Genomic DNA, 22760 nt, shown 5'->3' with positions numbered 1-22760 from the left:
ATGATTTACAAGAACAGCATGACAAGCGATTTCTTTGGGGAGTGGTTCAAAACGCAACTCCTTCCTGCTTTGAAGACACCTCATGTTATTATCATGGACAATGCTAGTTTTGATCCCAAGAACATTTTGGATGAACTCTGCATCCAAGATAAACACTTTTTCTTACCTCTACCGCCATATTCACCGGATTTGAATCCTATTGAGCAAGCTTGGGCTATCTTGAAAAAGAAAGTAACAGATTTATTAAGGGAAGTCCCAACTATTTTTGAATGTTTGGAACGCTTTTTAAAACTAAATGACTATATAAGCAGTAAAATCATTTTATACTCTTCGAAAATCTCTTCAAACCAGGTCAGCGTCCATCTGCAACCTCAAAACAGTATTTTGATCTGACTTCGTCAGTTCTATNNTTCATTGAGTATTAGAACATACAAAGGAGGTCGTCATGGACAATATCATCGATGTGTCAATTCCCGTTGCAGAAGTGGTGGACAAGCATCCAGAAGTCTTGGAAATTCTAGTGGAGTTGGGTTTTAAACCCCTTGCCAATCCCTTAATGCGCAACACAGTTGGTCGTAAAGTATCGCTCAAACAAGGTTCTAAGCTTGAAGGAACTCCTATGGACAAGATTGTCCGCACGCTGGAAGCAAACGGTTACGAAGTGATTGGGTTAGACTAATGGCAGATGAACGAATTCATGTCCTGCGGGATATTTTGTTAGAATTGCATAATGGCTCCTCTCCTGAGTCGGTTCAGGAGCGCTTTGATGCGACCTTTACAGGTGTTTCAGCCATCGAGATTTCCCTTATGGAGCACGAGCTGATGAACTCAGACTCAGGTGTCACCTTTGAAGATGTCATGGAACTCTGTGATGTTCATGCCAATCTTTTTAAAAATGCTGTTAAGGATGTCGAAGTTGCAGATACCGAGCACCCAGGTCACCCAGTTCGGATTTTCAAAGAAGAAAATCTAGCCCTCCGTGCGGCCTTGATTCGTATTCGGAGATTGTTGGATACCTATGAGTCTATGGAAGATGAAGAAATGCTGGCGGAGATGCGCAAGGGCTTGGTGCGTCAGATGGGTCTTTTGGGGCAATTTGACATCCATTACCAACGTAAGGAAGAGCTCTTCTTCCCCATCATGGAGCGCTATGGACACGATTCACCTCCAAAAGTTATGTGGGGAGTGGATGATCAGATCAGGGAACTCTTTCAAACAGCTTTAGCGACAGCCAAGTCACTACCAGAAGTGTCAATTAGCAGCGTAAAAGAAGCTTTTGCGACAGAGTTTGAAAGTATGATTTTCAAGGAAGAATCTATCCTTCTCATGATTCTCCTTGAGTCCTTTACTCAGGATGACTGGCTTCAGATTGCGGAGGAGAGCGATGCCTATGGCTATGCTATTATCCGTCCGTCTGAGAAATGGGTGCCAGAACGCCAGAGTTTTGTTGAGGAAAAGAGTGAAGAGGAGCCTGTACAGCTAGATACGGCAGAGGGTCAAGTTCAGCAGGTTATTGATACGCCAGAAGGACAGTTTACCATTACCTTTACCCCTAAGGAAAAGGAAGCAGTGCTGGACCGCCATAGTCAGCAGTCTTTTGGTAATGGCTATCTTTCAGTCGAGCAGGCTAATCTCATCCTCAATCACCTCCCCATGGAAATTACCTTTGTCAATAAAGACGATATTTTCCAGTATTACAATGACAATACGCCAGCTGATGAGATGATTTTCAAACGAACGCCGTCCCAAGTCGGGCGCAATGTCGAACTCTGTCATCCGCCTAAGTATTTGGACAAGGTCAAGGCTATCATGAAGGGACTTCGTGAGGGGACCAAGGACAAGTATGAAATGTGGTTCAAGTCTGAGTCGCGAGGTAAGTTTGTCCACATCACCTATGCTGCAGTACACGATGAAAACGGAGAATTCCAAGGTGTACTGGAATACGTTCAGGATATCCATCCCTATCGTGAGATTGATACGGACTATTTCCGTGGATTAGAATAAGGAGAAAAAATGAGTTACGAACAAGAATTTATGAAGGAATTTGAAGCTTGGGTCAATACCCAAATCATGATTAACGACATGGCGCACAAGGAAAGCCAAAAAGTTTACGAAGAAGACCAGGACGAGCGTGCCAAAGATGCCATGATTCGCTACGAGAGTCGCTTGGATGCTTATCTGTTCTTGCTTGGTAAGTTTGAAAACTTCAAAGTAGGCAAGGGATTCCATGATTTGCCAGAAGGCTTGTTTGGTGAGCGAAATTATTAAACGAGAAAGATTCTTGATTTTTCACTAAAATCTTGATAGAATGTTTATGTTAAATCCTTGTCAGAGCAGGGATTTTTTATTGAAAGGATTTTATCATGTCAAAGAAACTCAATCGTAAAAAACAATTGCGAAATGGCCTCCGTCGCGCAGGTGCCTTTTCAAGTACTGTGACTAAGGTTGTAGATGAGACAAAAAAAGTCGTGAAGCGTGCAGAACAGTCAGCAAGCGCAGCTGGTAAGGCTGTTTCTAAAAAAGTTGAACAAGCAGTAGAAGCTACCAAAGAGCAAGCTCAAAAAGTAGTTAATTCTGTAGAAGATTTTGCAGCAAATTTGGGTGGACTTCCACTTGATCGTGCCAAGACTTTCTATGATGAAGGAATCAAGTCTGCTTCAGATTTCAAAAACTGGACTGAAAAAGAACTCCTTGCCTTGAAAGGAATCGGCCCAGCTACCATCAAGAAATTGAAAGAAAATGGCATCAAGTTCAAGTAATTTTTCTTGAGTCTTGCATTTCCGAGAAAAACTTGCTACAATAGAGCCATTAGAGGTGTTTTGAATCCTACATTTTACAGAAAGTGGCGGCGCTGAGAAGTCCACAAATGTGTCAAAACTGGTTGCTAATGACTGAAAAAATGAAATATTTCTGTCTTTTTATTTTAAAGACTAAAGATGCGGGCTTGGCCCGAAATTGGGTGGTACCGCGGATAAACACATTCGTCCCTGTCATGTAGATGGCAGGGATTTTCTTTTGCGTCTTAGTCAAAGGAGCTTGTTATGAAGCAATCTTTTAAAACAAGTAAACTCTATTATGGTTTTCCTATCTTCATTTTGGGGTATCAGGATCAGAATTTTGGACACAATATTACGACCTGTAGCTCCTCTTATAGCTTGGGAGATTGGCTAGTCATTGGTGTTGGTGCTGAAGAAAATGCGACTGAGCAGATTAAGCATTATCAACAGTTCACCGTGAATATCCCTGATGAAAATCTCATGCTCGAGATGGAGCAGGCTGGTTTTATCAGTCATAGAGAGAAATTGAAACACCTGGGGCTAGACTACGAGATTTCTGAACGGACTCAGGCACCGATTTTAGAGGCTTGTCCAGTCGTGTTAGAATGTCAGGTAGATAGGATTGATGAGGAAGAGGGAATTTGTCATATTTTCGCTAAGATTGTTGAGCGATTTGTTGACCCAGAACTTTTGGATGAAAAGGGACATTTTAGAAATGACCGTTTTGCACCTACTTACTTTATGGGGGACGGTCACCAGCGCGTTTATCGCTATTTAGATAACCGTGTTGACCCTATGGGGAGCTTTGTAAAGAAAGCGAGGAAAAAGGATGGCAAGAACTGAACTGCCAGAACGCTTGGAAACAGAACGTCTCGTTTTACGAGTCCTACAGTGGCAGATGCTGAGGATATCCATACCTACGCTAGTCTCCCAGAGGTCGCCTATCCAGCAGGTTTTCCTCCAGTCAAGACCTTGGAAGATGAGATTTATTATCTGGAGCACATTCTTCCGAAGCGTAATCAAAAGGAAAATCTCCCAGCAGGCTACGGGATTGTCGTCAAAGGAACGGATAAGATCGTTGGCTCTGTCGATTTCAACCATCGCCATGAAGATGATGTGCTGGAAATCGGCTATACCTTACACCCAGACTATTGGGGGCGAGGTTATGTGCCAGAAGCAGCGCTTGCCTTGATTGACTTAGCCTTTAAAGATTTGGGTCTTCACAAGATTGAACTAACTTGCTTTGGATATAACCTTCAAAGTAAACGAGTCGCGGAAAAGCTTGGCTTTACCCTCGAAGCTCGCATAAGAGACCGAAAGGATGTTCAAGGAAACCGCTGTGACAGTCTGATATATGGCTTGCTGAAGAGCGAGTGGGAGGTGATTTGATGCATCTTTTCATCATTGGTGCTCCAGCATCAGGAAAAATGACCATTGGTCAAGAATTATCTCGACTGACGGATGCTACCCTATTTTATAACCATCAAGCCATTGATTTTGCACTAGAAATCTATCAGGACTATACAGAGGAAATGTGGGAATTTGTTCGTGGAATCACTTTTTCATTCCTTGGAGCAAGTGCAAGAAATCAGCGATCAGTAATTTTAACAGATGTAATTGATTTTTCAAATCAGTATCAGCTGATGTATTTAAAGCAAATTCAGAATTTGTTGGATGATTATCATCAAGAGATTCTTTTTGTTGAGTTGGAAACAAGTCTTGAAGAGTGCATACGTCGAAATCGAACGGAGAATCGATTAAAGCACAAACCCTTAAAACGGCATATTGAGGTATCTGAAAGAGAAATTTTAGAGACCGCTGAAACACTTCAATTAAATTCCCAATATCAACCGAATGAGTTGCACCACTACTTTAAAATAAATAATACGAATTTGTCTGCAGAAGAAGCTGCTAAGCAAATTCAAAATAAAATGAATACAATAGAGAAAGGACACACACATATCTAAACAACTTCATGAAGACGTTCTCAAGACTCAAGAAGTTCAAAAGTCTCAATCTTTTTCGTTCGTGATTCCTACCACCAAATGTAACTGGAAAACTCTACCTTAATCGCGCTTGGAGTACACCCTTCAAAGTAAACGAATCACAAAGAAACTGGGATTTCCCATTTAAGCCTGTATCCGAGGTCGTAAGAATATCCAATACAGCAGAGGTAGAGTTTGATTTATTGAAGAATGAGTTAGAGGAGAAAATAGATGGCTAAAAAGAAAAATAGAAAAAAGAATTAAACCGCCAGCAAAAGTTGGATATCAAAGTCGTTTCTGAAGAAGAGGTTGTCTGGACAGAACTACTGGCTAAAAAACCAACTTTTGTAGAACGTCGGACCATTCAAAATTTCGATGAACTACATACAACAGTGATGCAATATGCTGATGAACATGGAGAGTATCCAGATGTTCAGCTAATCAATTACCAACTGAAAAATAGGATTTTTGATTAGAATCAGGATCATGCTTTATTTAGAGAAGCTATGCATACTCCAAATACACAGAAGCGAAATGAACTGTTAAAACAAGTTTTAAAGATCAATCCAGATTATTTTGCTGCTGATTTTCACCCATTCTTATCAGAGGTTGAAGATTTTGATTTACCAACCTTTAGATTAGATTTAGGAGGCAAAGATTGAAATTAATGTATTATTTTAATACTGACAATAGATTGAAGAATCTTTTTGCTCAAACTTGGAAAATACTTATGTATGCGCTAACGTATTTTCCAATAATATCTCTAATTGTATTCTGTCTTACCGATTTTAAATTAGTTATAATTTTACAATTTGCCTTGATACTAATATATGTGTTTAACTATAAAAATCGATTTAATAAGTTTAGAGTTTTTCTTACTAAAAGTACTAAATCTTTAGCTTTTATGAACGCATGGGATGGAATATTTTGCGGAATCTTGACTTACATTCTTTATAACCTAAATCTAGTTGAATCAACTTTAATCAACTTATCTCAATATTTTTTTATTAATTATGGCATAAGTAAAAATCACATAAATAACTGGATTATCATTGTAATACTTTTAATATTACCATTTGTATTATCTGTTATAAAAACTGTAGGATCAATCAAGATATTTCAAAAAGTTAATAAAATAGATATCGTAAAGGGAAAGACACTGTGGAATGTATATGCCACGATGCTTATTATTTCGTTTTTATGGTATTATATCTATATTTATTACTTTATTTCTAAAGCTATTGATTTTCATTCCGATTTAATAACTGACATTTTTATATTTAATTCATTTATTGCGCTTTATTTAATATTCTGGTGGAGAATTCATAATCTAATTAGACATGGTGCAAAAGATACCAAAGAAGTAATAGCATCATGGCTAACTGGAACAATCTGTATATTGTTGTTAGCAATATTTAATCAAGTTGAAAATGAATTAATAAATGCTTTAACCTGGTTTTTGCCAATATTAATTCCTAGTCTAATTGGAGAAATAAATTCTCAATTTGATACAAAAAAATATAAGAAAAAACCAATAAGAACTGAGAAAATGGATAGACACCTCTATCGAACTCAACTATATAGTTTTCTTACTCTATTAATGTTGAGTATTATTCCAAAGTTAACCGAAATTATTTGGGGTTTAAAGATTAAGATGAAATTGGTCGAATTTATAACTCCCGCAGCTGATTGGATGTCTGAATTATTTGCCTCAACTATAATTATTTTCGTTTGTTTCATATTATCATTAGTTATTGGGAAGGCTATAATTTGGTTATTACAGTATTTCTATTTAAACACCCATAATGGATATTACGTGTATCGTGACAACATGCACAGTGTATTAATAAATCGTAGATATAAAAGAAATATTCATAAAAGGAGAAAAAATAATGTCTAATCAACTTTCACCTAAATACACTCCATCCTATGTTTAGGCTGGTCGTTACAAAAATGCCTTGATACGGATGTTTTCAAGCCGGCAGGAGATCAAAAGGCTAAGCCTTATTCAATCGTGATTCCCACCACCAAATGTAACTGGAAAAAACTCTACCTTAGTCACGCTTGGGGATAACTTTCAAAGTAAACGAATCACAAAGAAACTGAGATTTCCCATTCAAGCCTGTAGCTGAGTCCCAAAGGATATCTAAGCCAGTTGAGTCGGGTCTATTGAAGAATGAGTTAGAGGAGAAAATAGATGGCTAAAAAGAAAAATAGAAAAAAAGAATTAAAACGCCAGCAAAAGTTGGATATCAAAATTATTTCTGAAGAAGAGGCTGCTTGGACAGAAATAATGGCTAAAAAACCAACTTTTGTAGAACGTCGACAAATTCAAAATTTCGATGAACTACATACAGCAGTGATGCAATATGCTGATGAACATGGAGAGTATCCAGATGTCCAGCTAATCAATTACCAACTAAAAAATAGGACTTTTGATTGGAATCAGGATCACGCTTTATTTAGAGAAGCTATGCATACTCCAAATACACAAAAGCGAAATAAACTGTTAAAGCAAGTTTTAAAGATCAATCCAGATTATTTTGCGGCTGATTTTCACTTATTCTTATCAGAAGTTAAAGATTTTGATTTACCAACCTTTAAAAAAGTACTGGATTTTGAAATTCTAGTTTTAGAAAAATGGAAAGTGAATGGATACAATAGTTGGAATTATTTTGAAGCACGCTCTATCCTGTCTGCTCTGATGTTTCTGATTGAGTATTATATGATGGAGAACTTCAATTCTAAGGCTATAGAATTGATTGACCTATATTTGAGTAAGCGACCAGAACGGTTTCCTCCTAATTTTGTCTTCTGTATGCTTTCCTTGTATCATATCACCGGTCAGGAGCTAAAGGTTGAGCGTTTCTATCGTGAAGAATTGAATAAAGGGAAACGGGATGATACCATTCTTATTCAGGCCATCATCTCTGCTTTTTCTCAAGGAAAAATTGAAGAAGCCAGTCAGCTATTTGCAAAATTAGTGGAAATAAATGATGAAGCTGTTGAATTCTTTATAGAGGAAGATTGGCAATTCAAAGTTATAGATATAGAAGACCAAGAATGCTATTGTTCAAATTCAGTTGAATCGCTACAAGCTAGTTTGTATCCTCTGTTTGATTATTTACTAGAAAATATTATTTTAACGAAATTTTTAACAAACGAATCCAAGAAGTTCCGTCGTAAACCAGTATTTTCGAATCATTCCAGTATGATAAGAAGTTTATCCAAGGTAAACGACTGGTACTCCTTTATGAGCGAGGAAAAAATGAAGGGAATTCGGATGGATTTTGTTCACATCTTTGTTGAAAATGGGATTCGTACGTCTTCAGATTTCAAAAAATGGACTGAAAAAGAAGTTCTCGCTTTGAAGGGAATTGGTCCCGTAACCGTTAAAAAGCTGAAAGAAAACGGCATAAAGTTTAAGAAAGAGAAGTAATTGTTTATGGAAGGGGGGAGGTGAAATTGTCTTGAATGAAATTTCTAATTTCATCCTGTATACTACACCAAATGGCGACGTTCAGCTAGATATCCTTTTACAAGATGAAAATCTTTGGTTGACTCAAAAAGGTCTTGCAGAGCTCTTTGGAGTTGAACGAAGTGTCATTACAAAGCACTTGAGAAACATTTATGATAGTGGTGAGTTGGATAAGGTTTCAACTTGTGCAAAATCTGCACAGGTTCAACAAGAGGGAAATAGAACTGTCCGACGTGAACTTGAATATTACAATCTGGATGCTATCATTTCAGTTGGCTATCGCGTAAATTCCAGCAAGGCTACTCAATTTAGAATTTGGGCAACCAAGACCTTGAAAGAATTTATCATCAAAGGTTTTGTTTTGAATGATGAACGCTTGAAACAAGGACAGACAGTTTTCGGACAAGATTATTTCCGTGAACTTTTAGAACGAATTCGCTCTATTCGTTCTAGCGAGCGCCGAATCTATCAACAAATTACGGATATCTTTGCCGAATGTGCCATAGATTATGATCGAAACTCGGATATTACTAAAAACTTCTATGCTATGGTGCAAAATAAATTTCATTATGCAATTACTGGAAGTACGGCTGCAGAAATTATCTATCAGCAAGCTGATGCTAGTAAAGAAAAAATGGGATTAACTACTTGGAAACATGCACCTGATGGACGAGTGCTCAAATCAGATGTAACGGTAGCCAAAAATTATTTGCAAGAAAAAGAAATTCGACAACTAGAGCGAACTGTTACAGCCTATTTTGATTATATCGAGGGTTTAGTTGAGCGCCGTAATACGTTTACAATGCGAGGATTGGCAGATAGTATTGATCGCTTTCTATCCTTTAATGAATATGAAATCTTAGAAGGAAAAGGAAGCATTTCCAAGAAACAAGCAGACTCAAAAGCCATCCAAGAGTATGAAAAATTTAACCGAACTCAAAAAATTATATCGGACTTTGATAAACATATTCTGAAGATAATGAGAGAAAGTTAATGTAAAATTTTTATACAGTTTCTTTTTTACTAATAGAAGATACTGAAAAAATCAGATGTGCTGAATCAAGGCATATCTTCTACATACTAATTTTATTTAAAGATATTAACTAGAAAGGACACACACATGTCTAAAGAACTTTCACCTAAATACAATCCAGCCGAGGTTGAGGCTGGTCGTTACCAAAAATGGCTTGACGCTGATGTTTTCAAGCCTTCAGGAAATCAAAAGGCTAAGCCTTATTCAATCGTCATTCCGCCACCAAACGTAACTGGGAAACTTCACCTTGGTCACGCTTGGGATACGACTTTGCAAGATATCATCATCCGTCAAAAACGCATGCAAGGTTTTGATACCCTTTGGCTTCCAGGGATGGACCACGCGGGGATTGCCACTCAGGCTAAGGTTGAGGAGCGCTTGCGTGGCGAGGGTATTTCCCGCTATGACTTGGGTCGTGAGTCTTTCTTGACGAAAGTCTGGGAATGGAAAGACGAATATGCCACTACTATCAAGGAACAATGGGGTAAGATGGGGCTCTCTGTAGACTACTCTCGTGAGCGTTTCACTCTTGACGAAGGTTTGTCAAAAGCTGTTCGAAAAGTCTTTGTGGACCTTTACAAGAAAGGCTGGATCTACCGTGGTGAATTTATTATCAACTGGGACCCAGCAGCTCGCACAGCTCTTTCTGATATCGAGGTTATCCACAAGGACGTGGAAGGTGCCTTCTACCACATGAATTACATGCTGGAAGATGGTTCACGCGCCCTTGAAGTAGCGACTACTCGTCCTGAGACCATGTTTGGGGACGTTGCGGTTGCGGTAAATCCAGAAGATCCACGTTACAGGGATTTGATTGGTAAAAATGTCATCCTTCCAATCGCTAATAAACTCATCCCGATAGTTGGGGACGAACACGCTGATCCTGAGTTTGGTACAGGTGTCGTGAAAATCACACCTGCCCACGATCCAAACGACTTCTTGGTTGGTCAACGTCATAACTTGCCACAAGTCAACGTTATGAATGACGACGGAACCATGAATGACTTGGCCTTTGAATTTGCAGGCATGGATCGCTTTGAAGCTCGTAAGGCAGTTGTTGCCAAGTTGGAAGAAATTGGTGCCTTCGTTAAAATCGAAAAACGTGTCCACAGTGTTGGTCACTCAGAGCGTACAGGTGTTGTGGTTGAACCACGCTTGTCTACTCAATGGTTCGTTAAGATGGACCAATTGGCTAAGAATGCTATTGCCAACCAAGACACAGAGGACAAGGTAGAATTCTACCCACCTCGTTTCAACGATACCTTCCTCCAATGGATGGAAAATGTTCACGACTGGGTAATCTCTCGTCAGCTCTGGTGGGGTCACCAAATCCCTGCTTGGTACAATGCTGAGGGTGAAATATATGTCGGCGAAGAAGCTCCAGAAGGTGACGGATGGACTCAGGACGAAGACGTCTTGGATACTTGGTTCAGTTCTGCCCTTTGGCCATTCTCAACCATGGGCTGGCCTGATGTTGACTCAGAAGACTTCAAACGTTACTTCCCAACTTCAACCTTGGTAACAGGTTACGACATCATCTTCTTCTGGGTGTCTCGTATGATCTTCCAATCCTTGGAATTTACTGGTCGTCAGCCATTCCAAAACGTGCTTATCCACGGTCTCATCCGTGACGAGCAAGGACGCAAGATGTCTAAATCTCTCGGTAACGGGATTGACCCGATGGATGTCATCGAGAAATATGGTGCCGATGCCCTTCGTTGGTTCCTTTCAAACGGTTCTGCGCCAGGCCAAGACGTGCGCTTCTCTTACGAGAAAATGGATGCTTCATGGAACTTCATTAACAAGATTTGGAACATCTCTCGCTACATCCTCATGAACAATGAAGGTTTGACCCTTGAGCAAGCAACTGCCAATGTGGAAAAAGTTGCCAACAAGGAAGCTGGAAATGTCACAGATCGCTGGATTCTCCACAACCTCAATGAAACCATCGGAAAAGCAACTGCCAACTTTGACAAGTTTGAGTTTGGTGTGGCTGGACACATCCTCTACAACTTCATCTGGGATGAGTTTGCGGACTGGTATGTTGAGTTGACCAAGGAAGTCCTTTATAGTGACAACGAAGAAGAGAAAGTCATCACGCGTTCTGTTCTCCTTTATACTTTGGATAAGATTCTTCGTCTCCTTCACCCGATTATGCCATTCGTGACAGAGGAAATCTTTGGACAAATCTCAGAAGGCTCTATCGTGACAGCTGCATACCCAACTGTTAATCTAGCCTTTGAAGACCTTGCGGCTCACACTGGTGTGGAAAGTCTCAAAGACTTGATCCGTGCCGTTCGTAATGCGCGTGCGGAAGTAAACGTAGCACCAAGTAAGCCAATCACAATCCTTGTTAAGACTAGCGATAGTGACTTGGAAGCCTTCTTTAACAGCAATGTCAACTACATCAAACGTTTCACAAATCCAGAACACTTGGAAATTGCATCAAACATCCCTGCACCTGAACTCGCAATGTCAAGCGTCATCACAGGAGCAGAAATCTACTTGCCACTGGCAGACCTCCTCAATGTCGAAGAAGAACTGGCTCGTCTCGACAAGGAACTGGCTAAATGGCAAAAAGAACTAGATATGGTGGGCAAGAAACTCTCTAACGAACGCTTCGTCGCCAATGCTAAACCAGAAGTCGTCCAAAAAGAACGCGACAAACAAGCCGACTACCAAGCCAAATACGACGCGACAGTTGCACGTATTGATGATATGAAGAAGTTGGTGAAGTAGTGTGAAGTGAGATATACTTGGAAGATGATTTACACCTCACACCTGCTTTTTTATGTAGTTTGTGTTAAACTGATAGTACTGCCTCCATGGTGAAAGGAGAATATATATGAAACTAACAATAGAAAATATAGGTAATGTAAAGAATGCAGAAATTGAAATAAATGGAATTTCAGTTATTGCAGGTCAAAATGGCACTGGAAAAAGTACAATAAGTCGTTCTTTATTTTCAATATTTAGTGCCAATTATGATGTTATAAAAAAAATTTCTAACGATCGAACTAAAGCAATTAATGATTTTTTAGAAGACTATCTCTCTGATATCGAAATGAATCGTAAAAATAATTCTGAAATAGGGATTGCTAGAAGAATCGTTCCGAGTTTCCTTTATACAGAATTGACAAAAATCATTTCAAAAAATTTATTGATATTTCTTGATAAAAATTATAGTGAACATAATAATGAATCCCTTAAGAAGAGTATCATTGAATCAATTAATGAATTCAATAAACGAAATTCAAAATACTTTGTATTAAATATTAAGGATTTGGACCTAAATGTTTTATCTGAAAATATAAAAGAAATTCTATCTCAGTCAGACCAATCTATCTTTAACCAAATTTTAACTGCTCATTTAACTGATGAATTTCATAATCAAATAAATAATATATACGACCCATTGACAGGACTAATTTCTTTAAGAATAAAAGATGAACAAATAAATGTTGAAGTTAACAAAAATAGAGCTACTGCAGATAAATTGATAAATTTTAAAACAGATGTAGTATACATAGATGATGCTGCTGCAATAGTTGAAAATTTATTTTCAACTAAATTTTTAAATAAATTTTCAACTAAATTTTTAAATGAATTTTTAAATAAAATTGATTTAAAATTGGATCATAATGCTCATTTAATGGAGCAGCTTAGAGATGAAAGAAACAACACTTACACATTACGAGCTAAGATAACTGACAGATTAAATTTGGTGTTTAATGAAATAAATCATATATTGAAGACTGATATTGTTAATAGTTCAGAAGATGAGGAAGATGAAAAAAAACTTAATATAATCAATTATTCTTCAGGTATGAAAACGTTCTATTTAATTAAATCTCTTTTAGAAAATGGTGTGATTAGAGAAAATGGGACACTCATTTTAGATGAACCAGAAGTCCATTTACATCCAGAATGGCAATTGAAATTTGCTGAAATTATAGTATTACTTCAGAAAGAATTTGGATTACATATCTTAATCAATTCCCATAGTCCTTATTTAGTTGAAGCGATTGATATATTTAGCAAAAAAAATGATACAAATGATTCTGTTAAGTATTATCTTGCTAATAGTTCTATTGAAGATGTTACTGACTCGATTGATAAGATTTATGAGCAAATGTATGTTCCTTTAAATCGCCTTGAGGAGCTAGCGGAGGATTTTGATGGTGAGTAAAATAATTTTCTCTATATTACATGATTTTAATATTAGATTTTCTGAATGTCGTAGCGATATTAAAACCTGCTCATATGATTCTGATTCTAACTATAATTTGGTAAACTCTAAATATACTTGTTATAATTTTGATAAGATTTCAGAAATTATTTTTAAAAAACATAGCTTTGATAAATGGCAATCTGTAGATACAATTCTGCCTCTTCTTCCTGTAGATGCTGATAGTAAATTATATTTAATAGAGTTTAAGAATTCAAAAAATATTCCATATGCTAACGTTAGAGCTAAAATATTATCGAGTTTGTTCCTACTAGAAAATTTTTATGGATTGCAAAAAACTGATTATAAAAAAATAGTGACAGTTACTGTAGTTAAATCACAAAAAGGTAAAAGACATTTAAATGAAATTAGACAACATCAGGCAAAAATAAGTGGTAAGTCACCTTATAAAGTTGAAAATTTTAGGGCTTTAGAAGATTTTTATGGAATTGAATCTTTTAAATATCCCCCTGAAAAATTTATAGAATTTATAGAGAATAATAATTTAGTCAGTTAAAATTAAAATACTAAAATTTTATAGCTTTGATTAAAAACCAGCTCACTACACAACAACCCCTCTAAGTTCGAACCGCTCTGAGAAGTACAACATTGCAGTTTCTTCTCAGGTGTTGGGGGATTTGAACAAACCAACGAGTTCAGAGTGGTGTATCCTATGAGTTTGATAAGTATGCAAGCTAGAATTATTCATTTAATCAAACCATTCATCCAAAAGGCATTACAAATGAGTGCATGGGATGTTGAGTATAACTCTTTTATTACTTCTTCATAGAACTTATTATGAATGTTTTTTATAGTTCACCCCAATTTCACCATTTACCGATGACACAGAAAAACAATTGAAAGGATATTTCTATGCAACCAACTTACAACATTGACAACCCAAACTTGTCTTATGAAGCTAAGCGTGACTTATGGCGGATAGGTTTTGGTCTGCAGAAAGTTGACAATCTAGTGCCATCAGCGTATATGGAATCTTTGGCTGAGAAACAGTCCCGGGGTGAACTGACTTACGAGCAGGTTTATGAGGATGCAACGGCTTATCACCATACTATTGATGCAAGTACGGAAGAGGCAGACTTGGTTTCTCTACGTATTGTAGAACTATTGTCTCGAAGAGGCTTTAGCTTTAGTCCTGCGACCTTACTTGCTATTCATAAGGAGTTGTTTCAAGATATATTTGAACCCTCTATTCCGGTGGGGCAATTTCGTCAGACCAATATCACAAAGAATGAACCTGTTTTGAATGGTGAAAGTGTTGTGTACTCTGATTACTCCATGATTCAAATGACCTTGGATTATGATTTTAATCAGGAAAAACAAGTTGCATATGCGACACTAACTCAGGCGGATGTGGTTAAACAAATCCAGCATTTTATTTCAGGAATCTGGCAGATTCATCCATTTCGCGAAGGAAACACTCGGACAGTAACGGTCTTTTTGATTCAGTATCTTCGTGAGTTTGGTTTTGATATTGATAATACACCATTTCAGCAACATGCCAAGTATTTTCGTGATGCCTTGGTATTAGATAATGCAAAGATTTTACAGCGACGTCCTGAGTTTTTAACAGCTTTTTTTGAAAATCTCTTGCTCGGTGGTCAAAATGATTTGTCTTCAGAAAAAATGTATCTAGATTTAGACCTCGATTTTTCATAATCCTAATACTGAGTAAACATTGAATTTTAGGAAAAAATGAAGTAAATATTCTCACAAGAAAACGTATATCATCAAAGTTTTAGGCCACTTGATAATATGCGTTTTTTGAATTTTATAGACTGCTCGTTTAAACTCTATTTACCTCGTACATTCCGGAGCGAGACGGAATATTAGCCACATACAAAATGAGTACTATTAGGATTTTATTTTCGTGTACAATTTCAGCTATTCTTGTTATAATCAGCCTATAGGAATCAAGGAGGTGATTGTTATGGCTGTTTTTGTGTCTTTGGATGGAATTGTGGTAGAAGTACTTGATGTCTTTTCTTCTTTTAATGGGGATAGTGAGTTTTTCTTGTGTAAACGTCTTAAAGACAAGAGTCAGTTTGTTATGGAACGCTCTCGGTTCGAGGAGATGTTCCAACTTCAAAGTAGTCACTTGACGACGCAAGAAAAATTACAATTGTTTACCTCCGTGTTTGCTGGCCGTTTTGATGTTTATGCTAAGAGTTTTATCAATGATCAAGGGAAAATTCAGTATTTTCCATCCTATGATTATGGTTGGAAGCAGTTGCCACCTGAAAAACGGAGTTTCCAGACATTGACGGATTCCGTTTTGAAATCTCATTTTCGTGGGGAGACAGCTATCGGTATCTTTCCTATGCACTTAGATGATAGCTGTTATTTTTTGGTACTTGATTTGGATGAAGGAGATTGGAAAGAAGCTGGTTTAACCATTCGAAGAATAGCCAGGGAACGCCAGATGGAAGCCCATTTAGAGATTTCTCGTTCGGGTCACGGACTCCATATTTGGTTCTTCTTTGAGGAAGCGATTCCGAGTCGAGAGGCTCGCTTGTTTGGAAAGAAACTGTTAGAACTGGCAATGCAGGAAAGTATGCAACTGTCCTTTGATTCTTTTGATCGCATGTTTCCAAATCAGGATGTTCTTCCTAAAGGTGGATTTGGTAATTTGATTGCCCTTCCTTTTCAAGGAGAAGCTTATCATCAAGGGCGAACGGTCTTTGTGGATGAACATTTTCAGCCTTATGAAGACCAATGGAGGTATCTACAAGAAATTCAGAGGGTTTCAACTGCTAAAGTGGCACTGTTAATCCAAGAGGAGTTAGGTAAGGAAGAATTGGATAAGGAGTTGAAGGTCGTCTTATCCAATATGATCCAACTTGAAAAATCGTCTGTGACACCCAAGACACTGTTTTTCTTGAAAAATATGGCTTCATTTTCTAATCCCGAATTTTATTTAAAGCAGGCTATGCGACAGCCAACCTATCAAATTCCTGAGCGAATGTATTTATTTGGAGAATCCGATCATTATTTATGGCTGCCAAGAGGCTTGCTGTATCCATTGCAAGATAAATTTAAGCAGGTATCTGTGGAAGATAGGAGAAAGGTACAAAGGTCTATTAGAGTGGAATTTAAGGGAGAACTCACTTTTGAGCAAGAGTTAGCCCTGTCAGATATGATTTCCAAAGAAAATGGTTTACTCCATGCGGAGACTGGTTTTGGGAAAACCGTTTTAGGTGCTGCTCTCATCTCTGAATGGAAGACCAAAACAATTATCCTAGTTCATAATAGGCAACTCTTAGACCAATGGCTGGATCGTTTAAACCATTTTTTGACTTTCGAAGAGGAAGAAGCTACCCGTTATACGGCATCAGGTCGTGAAAAGGTAATAGGCTATGTTGGGCAGTACGGTGGGACTAAGAAATGGCTGAGTAAACTGGTTGATGTTGTTATGATTCAATCTCTATTTAAGTTGGAAAATAGTCAAAGTCTTTTGGATGAGTATGAGATGATGATTGTGGATGAGTGTCATCATGTCTCTGCCTTGATGTTTGAAAAAGTTGTTGCTCAGTTTAGAGGGAAGTATCTTTACGGTTTGACGGCTACGCCTGAGCGTAAGAATGGTCATGAGCCTATTGTTTTTCAGAGAATTGGTGAGATACTCCATACTGCTGATAAGAGGGAAACGGATTTTAAACGGCAATTGCAATTAAGATTCACTTCTTTTGGTCATTTGGAGATTGAAAAGACCAAAGCAAGTAATTTTATACAGCTTAGTGATTGGATTGCTACTGACTCAGTGAGGAATCAGTTGATTATCAAGGATATTCTAGACCAAGTGGCAGAAGGGCGGAATATCTTGGTTCTAGTCAATCGAATTCAACAGATAGATGTCTTTGAAAAGTTATTGAAAGAGAAAGAGGTTGATGACTGTTATATTATTAGCGGAAAAACCAAAGTCCGAGATAGAACAAGTTTAATGGAGACGTTAGAACAGTTAGATAAAGGGTTTGTTTTATTGTCTACTGGAAAATACATTGGCGAAGGTTTTGACTTGCCTCAGCTAGACACGCTTATATTGGCAGCACCCTTTTCTTGGAAAAATAATTTAATTCAGTATGCAGGTCGGATTCATAGAAACTACAAGGATAAGTCTTTGGTGCGGATTTTCGATTATGTGGATATTCATGTTCCTTATTTAGAAAAGATGTTTCAGAAACGACAAGTAGCTTATCGAAAGATGGATTATCGTGTCATCGAGGGTGAGGAGAAACAATTCGTTTATGTTGATAGTAGATATGAGAATGTGCTGAGAGAGGACTTATACTCTTCGAAAATCAAATTCAAACCACGTCAGCTTCGCCTTGCCGTACTCAAGTACTGCCTACGGCTAGCTTCCTAGTTTGCTCTTTGATTTTCATTGAGTATTAGCAGGGGAAAGACAGGAGTGTATGCTTATTTTGCCTTATGTGCACCAGACAAAACTGATGAATTTTCTAAAAGAATTTAGGATTAGTCAAATTGAGATATGTATACCAGAGACGGTTGCAAATAAAGCATGGCTAGACCAGTTGAAGAGCCAGAAAATTAAAGTATCTTTTACTCAATCAAAAATAGTCACGCCTATTCTTTTGGTAAACAAGACCATTGTTTGGTATGGCGCAATGCCATTATTAGGGAAGGTAGATGAAATGACCATATTACGTTTGGAATCAGCTAGTATAGTTTCTGAACTAGTGGCAGGTTTACGATAGAGAAAATTTTTAAAAATTTCTATGTATGATTTTCATTTCTTTAGTGAGACTGTTGCCATTATCACATTCGAATCACATCTAACAAGCAGAAGTGAGATAGGTCTTGCAAGAATGGTAAAAATCTGATAAACTAAGTAGTAATTGAATAGGAATCTGCAAGACTAGTAGCCCAAGGGAAGTATATCAGGGAGGAGAGCCGTGACTGCAAGCTCTCTATATGAAAGCTGGGTGAATTCACTTGCGCATGGATTTAGAAATGAAGGTCTGACTTGTCAGATGAAAACGGATGGTACCGCGTGTCAACGCTCCGAGTGGAGTTTTTGGCATGTGGTTTTCTTTTTATCTACGAGCGACTGATGGAGGAATTATGTCAACTATTGAAGAACAATTAAAAGCGCTTCGTGAAGAAACGCTGGCTAGCTTGAAGCAGATTACTGCTGAAAATGAAAAAGAGATGCAAGATTTGCGTGTCTCTGTCCTTGGTAAAAAGGGTTCGCTCACTGAAATACTCAAAGGGATGAAAGATGTTTCTGCTGAGATGCGTCCAATCATTGGGAAACACGTCAATGAAGCTCGTGATGTCTTGACAGCAGCTTTTGAAGAAACTGCTAAGCTCTTGGAAGAAAAGAAAGTTGCAGCTCAATTAGCAAGCGAGAGTATCGATGTGACCCTTCCAGGTCGTCCAGTTGCGACTGGTCACCGTCACGTTTTGACACAAACTAGTGAAGAAATCGAAGATATCTTCATTGGGATGGGTTACCAAGTCGTGGATGGTTTTGAAGTGGAGCAAGACTACTATAACTTTGAACGTATGAACCTTCCCAAAGACCACCCAGCCCGTGATATGCAGGACACATTCTATATCACAGAAGAAATCTTACTCCGTACTCACACGTCTCCAGTTCAAGCGCGTGCTATGGATGCCCATGATTTCTCTAAAGGTCCTTTGAAAATGATCTCACCAGGGCGTGTGTTCCGTCGCGATACGGACGATGCGACCCACAGTCACCAATTCCACCAAATCGAAGGCTTGGTAGTTGGGAAAAATATCTCTATGGCTGACCTTCAAGGAACCCTTCAGTTGATTGTGCAAAAAATGTTCGGTGAAGAGCGTCAAATCCGTCTGCGTCCATCTTACTTCCCATTCACAGAGCCATCTGTTGAGGTGGATGTTTCTTGCTTCAAGTGTGGTGGAGAAGGCTGTAACGTATGTAAGAAAACAGGTTGGATCGAAATTATGGGGGCCGGTATGGTTCACCCACGTGTCCTTGAAATGAGTGGTATCGATGCGACTGTTTACTCTGGATTTGCCTTTGGTCTTGGACAAGAGCGTGTAGCCATGCTCCGTTACGGAATCAACGATATCCGTGGATTCTACCAAGGAGATGTCCGCTTCTCAGAGCAGTTTAAATAATGATTAGAAAAGTAGAAATGGTAGATGTTGAGGTGTTGGCTAAAATTGCCAAACAAACCTTTCGTGAAACCTTTGCTCATGATAATACGGAAGAGCAGTTACAGGAATACTTTGAAGAGGCTTATAGTCTGAGAGTTTTATCAACTGAGTTGGAAAATCCTGACTCCGAAACCTATTTCATTATGCATGAAGAGGAGATAGCTGGTTTTCTCAAAGTCAACTGGGGAAGTGCTCAAACTGAGAGAGAATTAGAGGACGCTTTTGAAATTCAACGCCTCTATGTGCTACAAAAATTCCAAGGATTTGGATTCGGTAAGCAACTGTTTGAATTTGCTCTTGAACTTGCTACAAAAAATAGTTTTTCTTGGGCTTGGTTAGGTGTTTGGGAGCATAATACAAAAGCTCAAGCGTTTTATAATCGATATGGTTTTGAAAAATTTAGCCAACATCATTTTATGGTTGGTCAAAAAGTAGATACGGATTGGTTACTGCGAAAGAAATTAAGGTAAGAAGAGGATTCTTCTATTGAAATGATAGGAAAGGAAAAGAACCAGTGTGGCAATGGTCATTCTGGAGAACTAAATTATGCTTGTATCTTATAAATGGTTAAAAGAATTGGTGGACATTGATGTGCCATCACAGGAGTTGGCTGAAAAAATGTCAACCACAGGGATCGAGGTAGAAGGTGTCGAATCACCGGCTGCTGGTCTCTCAAAAATTGTCGTCGGTGAGGTCTTGTCCTGCGAAGATGTGCCAGAAACTCACCTTCATGTTTGTCAGGTTAACGTTGGCGAAGAAGAAGCCCGTCAAATCGTCTGTGGTGCCCCAAATGTGCGTGCTGGTATCAAGGTTATGGTGGCTCTTCCAGGAGCTCGCATCGCTGACAACTACAAAATCAAAAAAGGAAAAATCCGTGGTTTAGAGTCACTTGGAATGATCTGTTCGCTTGGCGAATTGGGAATTTCTGACTCAGTTGTGCCTAAGGAATTCGCAGATGGCATCCAAATTTTGCCAGAAAATGCCGTTCCAGGTGAGGAAGTCTTCTCATACCTAGACTTGGATGATGAAATCATCGAACTGTCTATCACACCAAACCGTGCAGATGCCCTTTCTATGCGTGGAGTGGCTCACGAAGTGGCAGCTATCTATGACAAGGCAGTCAACTTTAAAGAATTTACTCTTTCAGAAACTGACCAAGCTGCAGCAGATGTTCTTTCTGTGGGCATTGATACAGACAAGGCGCCTTACTATGCAGCTCGTATCTTGGATAATGTGACGATTGCACCAAGTCCACAATGGTTGCAAAACCTTCTCATGAACGAAGGTATCCGTCCCATCAATAACGTAGTGGACGTGACCAACTACATCCTTCTCTACTTTGGTCAACCAATGCATGCCTTTGACTTGGATACTTTTGAGGGGACTGACATCCGTGTGCGTGAAGCGCGTGCTGGTGAAAAATTAGTGACTTTAGATGGTGAAGAACGTGAGTTGGAAACAAATGACTTAGTCATCACTGTGGTTGACAAGCCAGTTGCCCTTGCAGGTGTCATGGGTGGTCAAGCAACAGAAATCTCTGAAAACTCTAGTCGTGTTGTCCTTGAAGCAGCTGTTTTCAATGGCAAATCAATTCGTAAGACTAGTGGTCGCCTCAATCTTCGTTCTGAGTCATCTTCTCGCTTTGAAAAAGGCATCAATGTGGCAACAGTCAATGAAGCCCTTGATGCGGCAGCGAGCATGATTGCAGAACTTGCTGGTGCGACGGTTCGTAAGGGAATCGTTTCAGCAGGTGAGCTTGATACCTCTGATGTGGAAGTTTCTTCTACCCTTGCAGACGTCAACCGTGTCCTTGGTACGGAGCTTTCATACACTGATGTAGAAGATGTCTTCCGTCGTCTTGGCTTTGGTCTTTCTGGAAATGCAGATAGCTTTACAGTCAGCGTCCCACGTCGTCGCTGGGATATCACTATCGAGGCAGACCTCTTTGAAGAAATTGCTCGTATCTATGGATATGATCGCTTGCCAACCAGTCTTCCAAAAGATGATGGTACAGCTGGTGAATTGACTGCGACACAAAAATTGCGTCGCCAAGTTCGTACGATTGCTGAAGGAGCAGGTTTGACTGAAATCATCACCTATGCTCTAACAACTCCTGAAAAAGCAGTTGAGTTCACAGCTCAACCAAGTAACCTTACTGAACTCATGTGGCCCATGACTGTGGATCGTTCTGTCCTCCGTCAAAATATGATCTCAGGTATCCTTGATACTGTTGCCTACAACGTGGCTCGTAGGAATAAAAACTTGGCCCTTTATGAGATTGGAAAAGTTTTTGAACAAACAGGCAATCCAAAAGAAGAACTTCCAAATGAAATCAACAGTTTTGCCTTTGCCTTGACAGGCTTGGTTGCAGAAAAAGATTTCCAAACAGTAGCAGTTCCAGTTGATTTCTTCTATGCTAAGGGAATCCTTGAAGCGCTATTTTCTCGCTTGGGACTCCAAGTAACTTATACAGCAACATCTGAGATTGCTAGCCTTCATCCAGGTCGAACAGCCGTGATTTCACTCGGTGACCAAGTTCTTGGTTTCCTTGGCCAAGTGCATCCAGTCACTGCTAAGGCTTATGATATTCCAGAAACGTATGTAGCTGAGCTCAACCTTTCAGCCATCGAGGCTGCCCTTCAACCTGCTACTCCATTTGTGGAAATCACAAAATTCCCAGCAGTTAGCCGTGACGTTGCCCTTCTCCTAAAGGCAGAAGTCACTCACCAAGAAGTTGTGGACGCTATCCAAGCTGCCGGTGTGAAACGCTTGACAGATATCAAACTCTTTGACGTCTTCTCAGGCGAAAAATTGGGACTTGGTATGAAGTCCATGGCTTATAGCTTGACCTTCCAAAATCCAGAAGACAGCTTAACGGACGAAGAAGTCGCACGATATATGGAAAAAATCCAAGCGTCTCTCGAAGAAAAAATCAATGCAGAAGTGCGTTAAACGATAGTATGATACAAATTCCCCCTCTAGTTTATGAACACTAGAGGGGTGATTTTATATAATACTCAATGAAAATCAAAAAGCAAACTAGGAAGCTAGCCGTAGGTTGCTCAAAACACTG

Annotated in this window: 21 protein-coding genes and 1 pseudogene; all 22 read left to right on the top strand. The window is 38.9% G+C overall.

From position 1 onward, the window contains the following. On the top strand, positions 1-393 hold a 393-nt coding region (locus tag HT701_RS05980), incomplete at its 5' end, for a transposase (RefSeq protein ID WP_172931308.1). 52 nt (positions 394-445) lie between these two features. Then, positions 446-679 carry a DUF1858 domain-containing protein gene (locus HT701_RS05975; RefSeq protein ID WP_000368739.1) on the top strand — a complete coding sequence of 78 codons (234 nt, stop codon included), beginning with the start codon at positions 446-448 and terminating at the stop codon, positions 677-679. Further along, complete coding sequence (locus tag HT701_RS05970) at positions 679-2004, top strand: DUF438 domain-containing protein (RefSeq protein WP_172931307.1); 1326 nt, start codon at positions 679-681, stop codon at positions 2002-2004. The genes HT701_RS05975 and HT701_RS05970 overlap by 1 nt, the downstream gene beginning before the upstream one ends. A 9-nt stretch (positions 2005-2013) precedes the next feature. Then, entirely contained in the window at positions 2014-2268 is a 255-nt protein-coding gene (locus HT701_RS05965; protein ID WP_023933271.1) for a DUF1912 family protein, read from the top strand. A gap of 95 nt (positions 2269-2363) precedes the next feature. Next, on the top strand, positions 2364-2759 hold the full coding sequence (locus tag HT701_RS05960; protein WP_050136464.1) for a helix-hairpin-helix domain-containing protein: 396 nt from the start codon (positions 2364-2366) through the stop codon (positions 2757-2759). Between the two features lie 282 nt (positions 2760-3041). Next, positions 3042-3620, top strand: coding sequence for a flavin reductase family protein (locus tag HT701_RS05955; protein ID WP_172931306.1), 579 nt, complete (start codon positions 3042-3044; stop codon positions 3618-3620). Next, positions 3607-4166, top strand: a pseudogene (locus tag HT701_RS05950) (GNAT family protein). Before HT701_RS05955 ends, HT701_RS05950 begins: the two are co-directional and overlap by 14 nt. Next, positions 4166-4744, top strand: coding sequence for an AAA family ATPase (locus HT701_RS05945; protein WP_031222973.1), 579 nt, complete (start codon positions 4166-4168; stop codon positions 4742-4744). The pseudogene HT701_RS05950 and the gene HT701_RS05945 overlap by 1 nt, the downstream one beginning before the upstream one ends. Positions 4745-5040: 296 nt before the next feature. Next, the gene (locus HT701_RS05940) at positions 5041-5238 is read left to right on the top strand and encodes a hypothetical protein (RefSeq protein ID WP_007284866.1); all 198 of its coding nucleotides are present in this window, start codon (positions 5041-5043) and stop codon (positions 5236-5238) included. Positions 5239-5268: 30 nt separating this feature from the next. Beyond that, positions 5269-5424 (top strand): hypothetical protein, encoded by a 156-nt coding sequence (locus HT701_RS05935; protein ID WP_004237269.1) that lies wholly within the window; start codon positions 5269-5271, stop codon positions 5422-5424. A gap of 5 nt (positions 5425-5429) precedes the next feature. Continuing rightward, positions 5430-6662, top strand: coding sequence for a hypothetical protein (locus tag HT701_RS05930; protein ID WP_033606863.1), 1233 nt, complete (start codon positions 5430-5432; stop codon positions 6660-6662). A 297-nt stretch (positions 6663-6959) separates the two neighbouring features. After that, on the top strand, positions 6960-8201 hold the full coding sequence (locus tag HT701_RS05925) for a hypothetical protein (RefSeq protein WP_172931305.1): 1242 nt from the start codon (positions 6960-6962) through the stop codon (positions 8199-8201). Between the two features lie 31 nt (positions 8202-8232). Next, entirely contained in the window at positions 8233-9234 is a 1002-nt protein-coding gene (locus HT701_RS05920) for a virulence RhuM family protein (RefSeq protein WP_023941115.1), read from the top strand. Positions 9235-9360: 126 nt separating this feature from the next. Beyond that, positions 9361-12012, top strand: coding sequence for a valine--tRNA ligase (locus HT701_RS05915; RefSeq protein WP_172931304.1), 2652 nt, complete (start codon positions 9361-9363; stop codon positions 12010-12012). Positions 12013-12118: 106 nt separating this feature from the next. After that, a complete protein-coding gene (locus tag HT701_RS05910) occupies positions 12119-13462 on the top strand; it encodes an AAA family ATPase (RefSeq protein WP_000778677.1) in 1344 nt (447 codons plus the stop codon). Continuing rightward, positions 13452-14018, top strand: a complete 567-nt coding sequence (locus HT701_RS05905; RefSeq protein WP_000253751.1) for a hypothetical protein — start codon at positions 13452-13454, stop codon at positions 14016-14018. Before HT701_RS05910 ends, HT701_RS05905 begins: the two co-directional genes overlap by 11 nt. Positions 14019-14374: 356 nt before the next feature. Then, on the top strand, positions 14375-15178 hold the full coding sequence (locus HT701_RS05900) for a Fic/DOC family protein (protein WP_023936623.1): 804 nt from the start codon (positions 14375-14377) through the stop codon (positions 15176-15178). A gap of 271 nt (positions 15179-15449) precedes the next feature. Further along, positions 15450-17882 (top strand): DEAD/DEAH box helicase family protein, encoded by a 2433-nt coding sequence (locus HT701_RS05895; RefSeq protein WP_172931303.1) that lies wholly within the window; start codon positions 15450-15452, stop codon positions 17880-17882. A gap of 49 nt (positions 17883-17931) precedes the next feature. Next, entirely contained in the window at positions 17932-18234 is a 303-nt protein-coding gene (locus HT701_RS11460) for a hypothetical protein (RefSeq protein ID WP_240152364.1), read from the top strand. 367 nt (positions 18235-18601) lie between these two features. Then, entirely contained in the window at positions 18602-19648 is a 1047-nt protein-coding gene (gene pheS / locus HT701_RS05885) for a phenylalanine--tRNA ligase subunit alpha (protein ID WP_000103743.1), read from the top strand. After that, the gene (locus HT701_RS05880) at positions 19648-20157 is read left to right on the top strand and encodes an N-acetyltransferase (protein WP_000619957.1); all 510 of its coding nucleotides are present in this window, start codon (positions 19648-19650) and stop codon (positions 20155-20157) included. Before pheS ends, HT701_RS05880 begins: the two co-directional genes overlap by 1 nt. A 76-nt stretch (positions 20158-20233) precedes the next feature. Then, entirely contained in the window at positions 20234-22639 is a 2406-nt protein-coding gene (gene pheT, locus HT701_RS05875) for a phenylalanine--tRNA ligase subunit beta (RefSeq protein ID WP_172931302.1), read from the top strand. Positions 22640-22760 lie beyond the last annotated feature (121 nt).

It is taken from the genome of Streptococcus sp. 10824, assembly GCF_013276595.1.
GTDB classification, from domain to species: domain Bacteria; phylum Bacillota; class Bacilli; order Lactobacillales; family Streptococcaceae; genus Streptococcus; species Streptococcus pseudopneumoniae.
This window is presented reverse-complemented; position numbering and strand designations above follow the sequence as displayed.

Coding starts and splice junctions, on each gene's coding strand:
- HT701_RS05915 (WP_172931304.1), top strand. CDS start 9,361: ATGTCTAAAGAACTTTCACCTAAATACAATCCAGCCGAGGTTGAGGCT.
- HT701_RS05895 (WP_172931303.1), top strand. CDS start 15,450: ATGGCTGTTTTTGTGTCTTTGGATGGAATTGTGGTAGAAGTACTTGAT.
- HT701_RS05965 (WP_023933271.1), top strand. CDS start 2,014: ATGAGTTACGAACAAGAATTTATGAAGGAATTTGAAGCTTGGGTCAAT.
- HT701_RS05930 (WP_033606863.1), top strand. CDS start 5,430: ATGTATTATTTTAATACTGACAATAGATTGAAGAATCTTTTTGCTCAA.
- HT701_RS05945 (WP_031222973.1), top strand. CDS start 4,166: ATGCATCTTTTCATCATTGGTGCTCCAGCATCAGGAAAAATGACCATT.
- HT701_RS05900 (WP_023936623.1), top strand. CDS start 14,375: ATGCAACCAACTTACAACATTGACAACCCAAACTTGTCTTATGAAGCT.
- HT701_RS05955 (WP_172931306.1), top strand. CDS start 3,042: ATGAAGCAATCTTTTAAAACAAGTAAACTCTATTATGGTTTTCCTATC.
- HT701_RS11460 (WP_240152364.1), top strand. CDS start 17,932: ATGCTTATTTTGCCTTATGTGCACCAGACAAAACTGATGAATTTTCTA.
- pheT (WP_172931302.1), top strand. CDS start 20,234: ATGCTTGTATCTTATAAATGGTTAAAAGAATTGGTGGACATTGATGTG.
- HT701_RS05975 (WP_000368739.1), top strand. CDS start 446: ATGGACAATATCATCGATGTGTCAATTCCCGTTGCAGAAGTGGTGGAC.
- HT701_RS05935 (WP_004237269.1), top strand. CDS start 5,269: ATGCATACTCCAAATACACAGAAGCGAAATGAACTGTTAAAACAAGTT.
- HT701_RS05925 (WP_172931305.1), top strand. CDS start 6,960: ATGGCTAAAAAGAAAAATAGAAAAAAAGAATTAAAACGCCAGCAAAAG.
- HT701_RS05880 (WP_000619957.1), top strand. CDS start 19,648: ATGATTAGAAAAGTAGAAATGGTAGATGTTGAGGTGTTGGCTAAAATT.
- HT701_RS05970 (WP_172931307.1), top strand. CDS start 679: ATGGCAGATGAACGAATTCATGTCCTGCGGGATATTTTGTTAGAATTG.
- pheS (WP_000103743.1), top strand. CDS start 18,602: ATGTCAACTATTGAAGAACAATTAAAAGCGCTTCGTGAAGAAACGCTG.
- HT701_RS05960 (WP_050136464.1), top strand. CDS start 2,364: ATGTCAAAGAAACTCAATCGTAAAAAACAATTGCGAAATGGCCTCCGT.
- HT701_RS05905 (WP_000253751.1), top strand. CDS start 13,452: ATGGTGAGTAAAATAATTTTCTCTATATTACATGATTTTAATATTAGA.
- HT701_RS05910 (WP_000778677.1), top strand. CDS start 12,119: ATGAAACTAACAATAGAAAATATAGGTAATGTAAAGAATGCAGAAATT.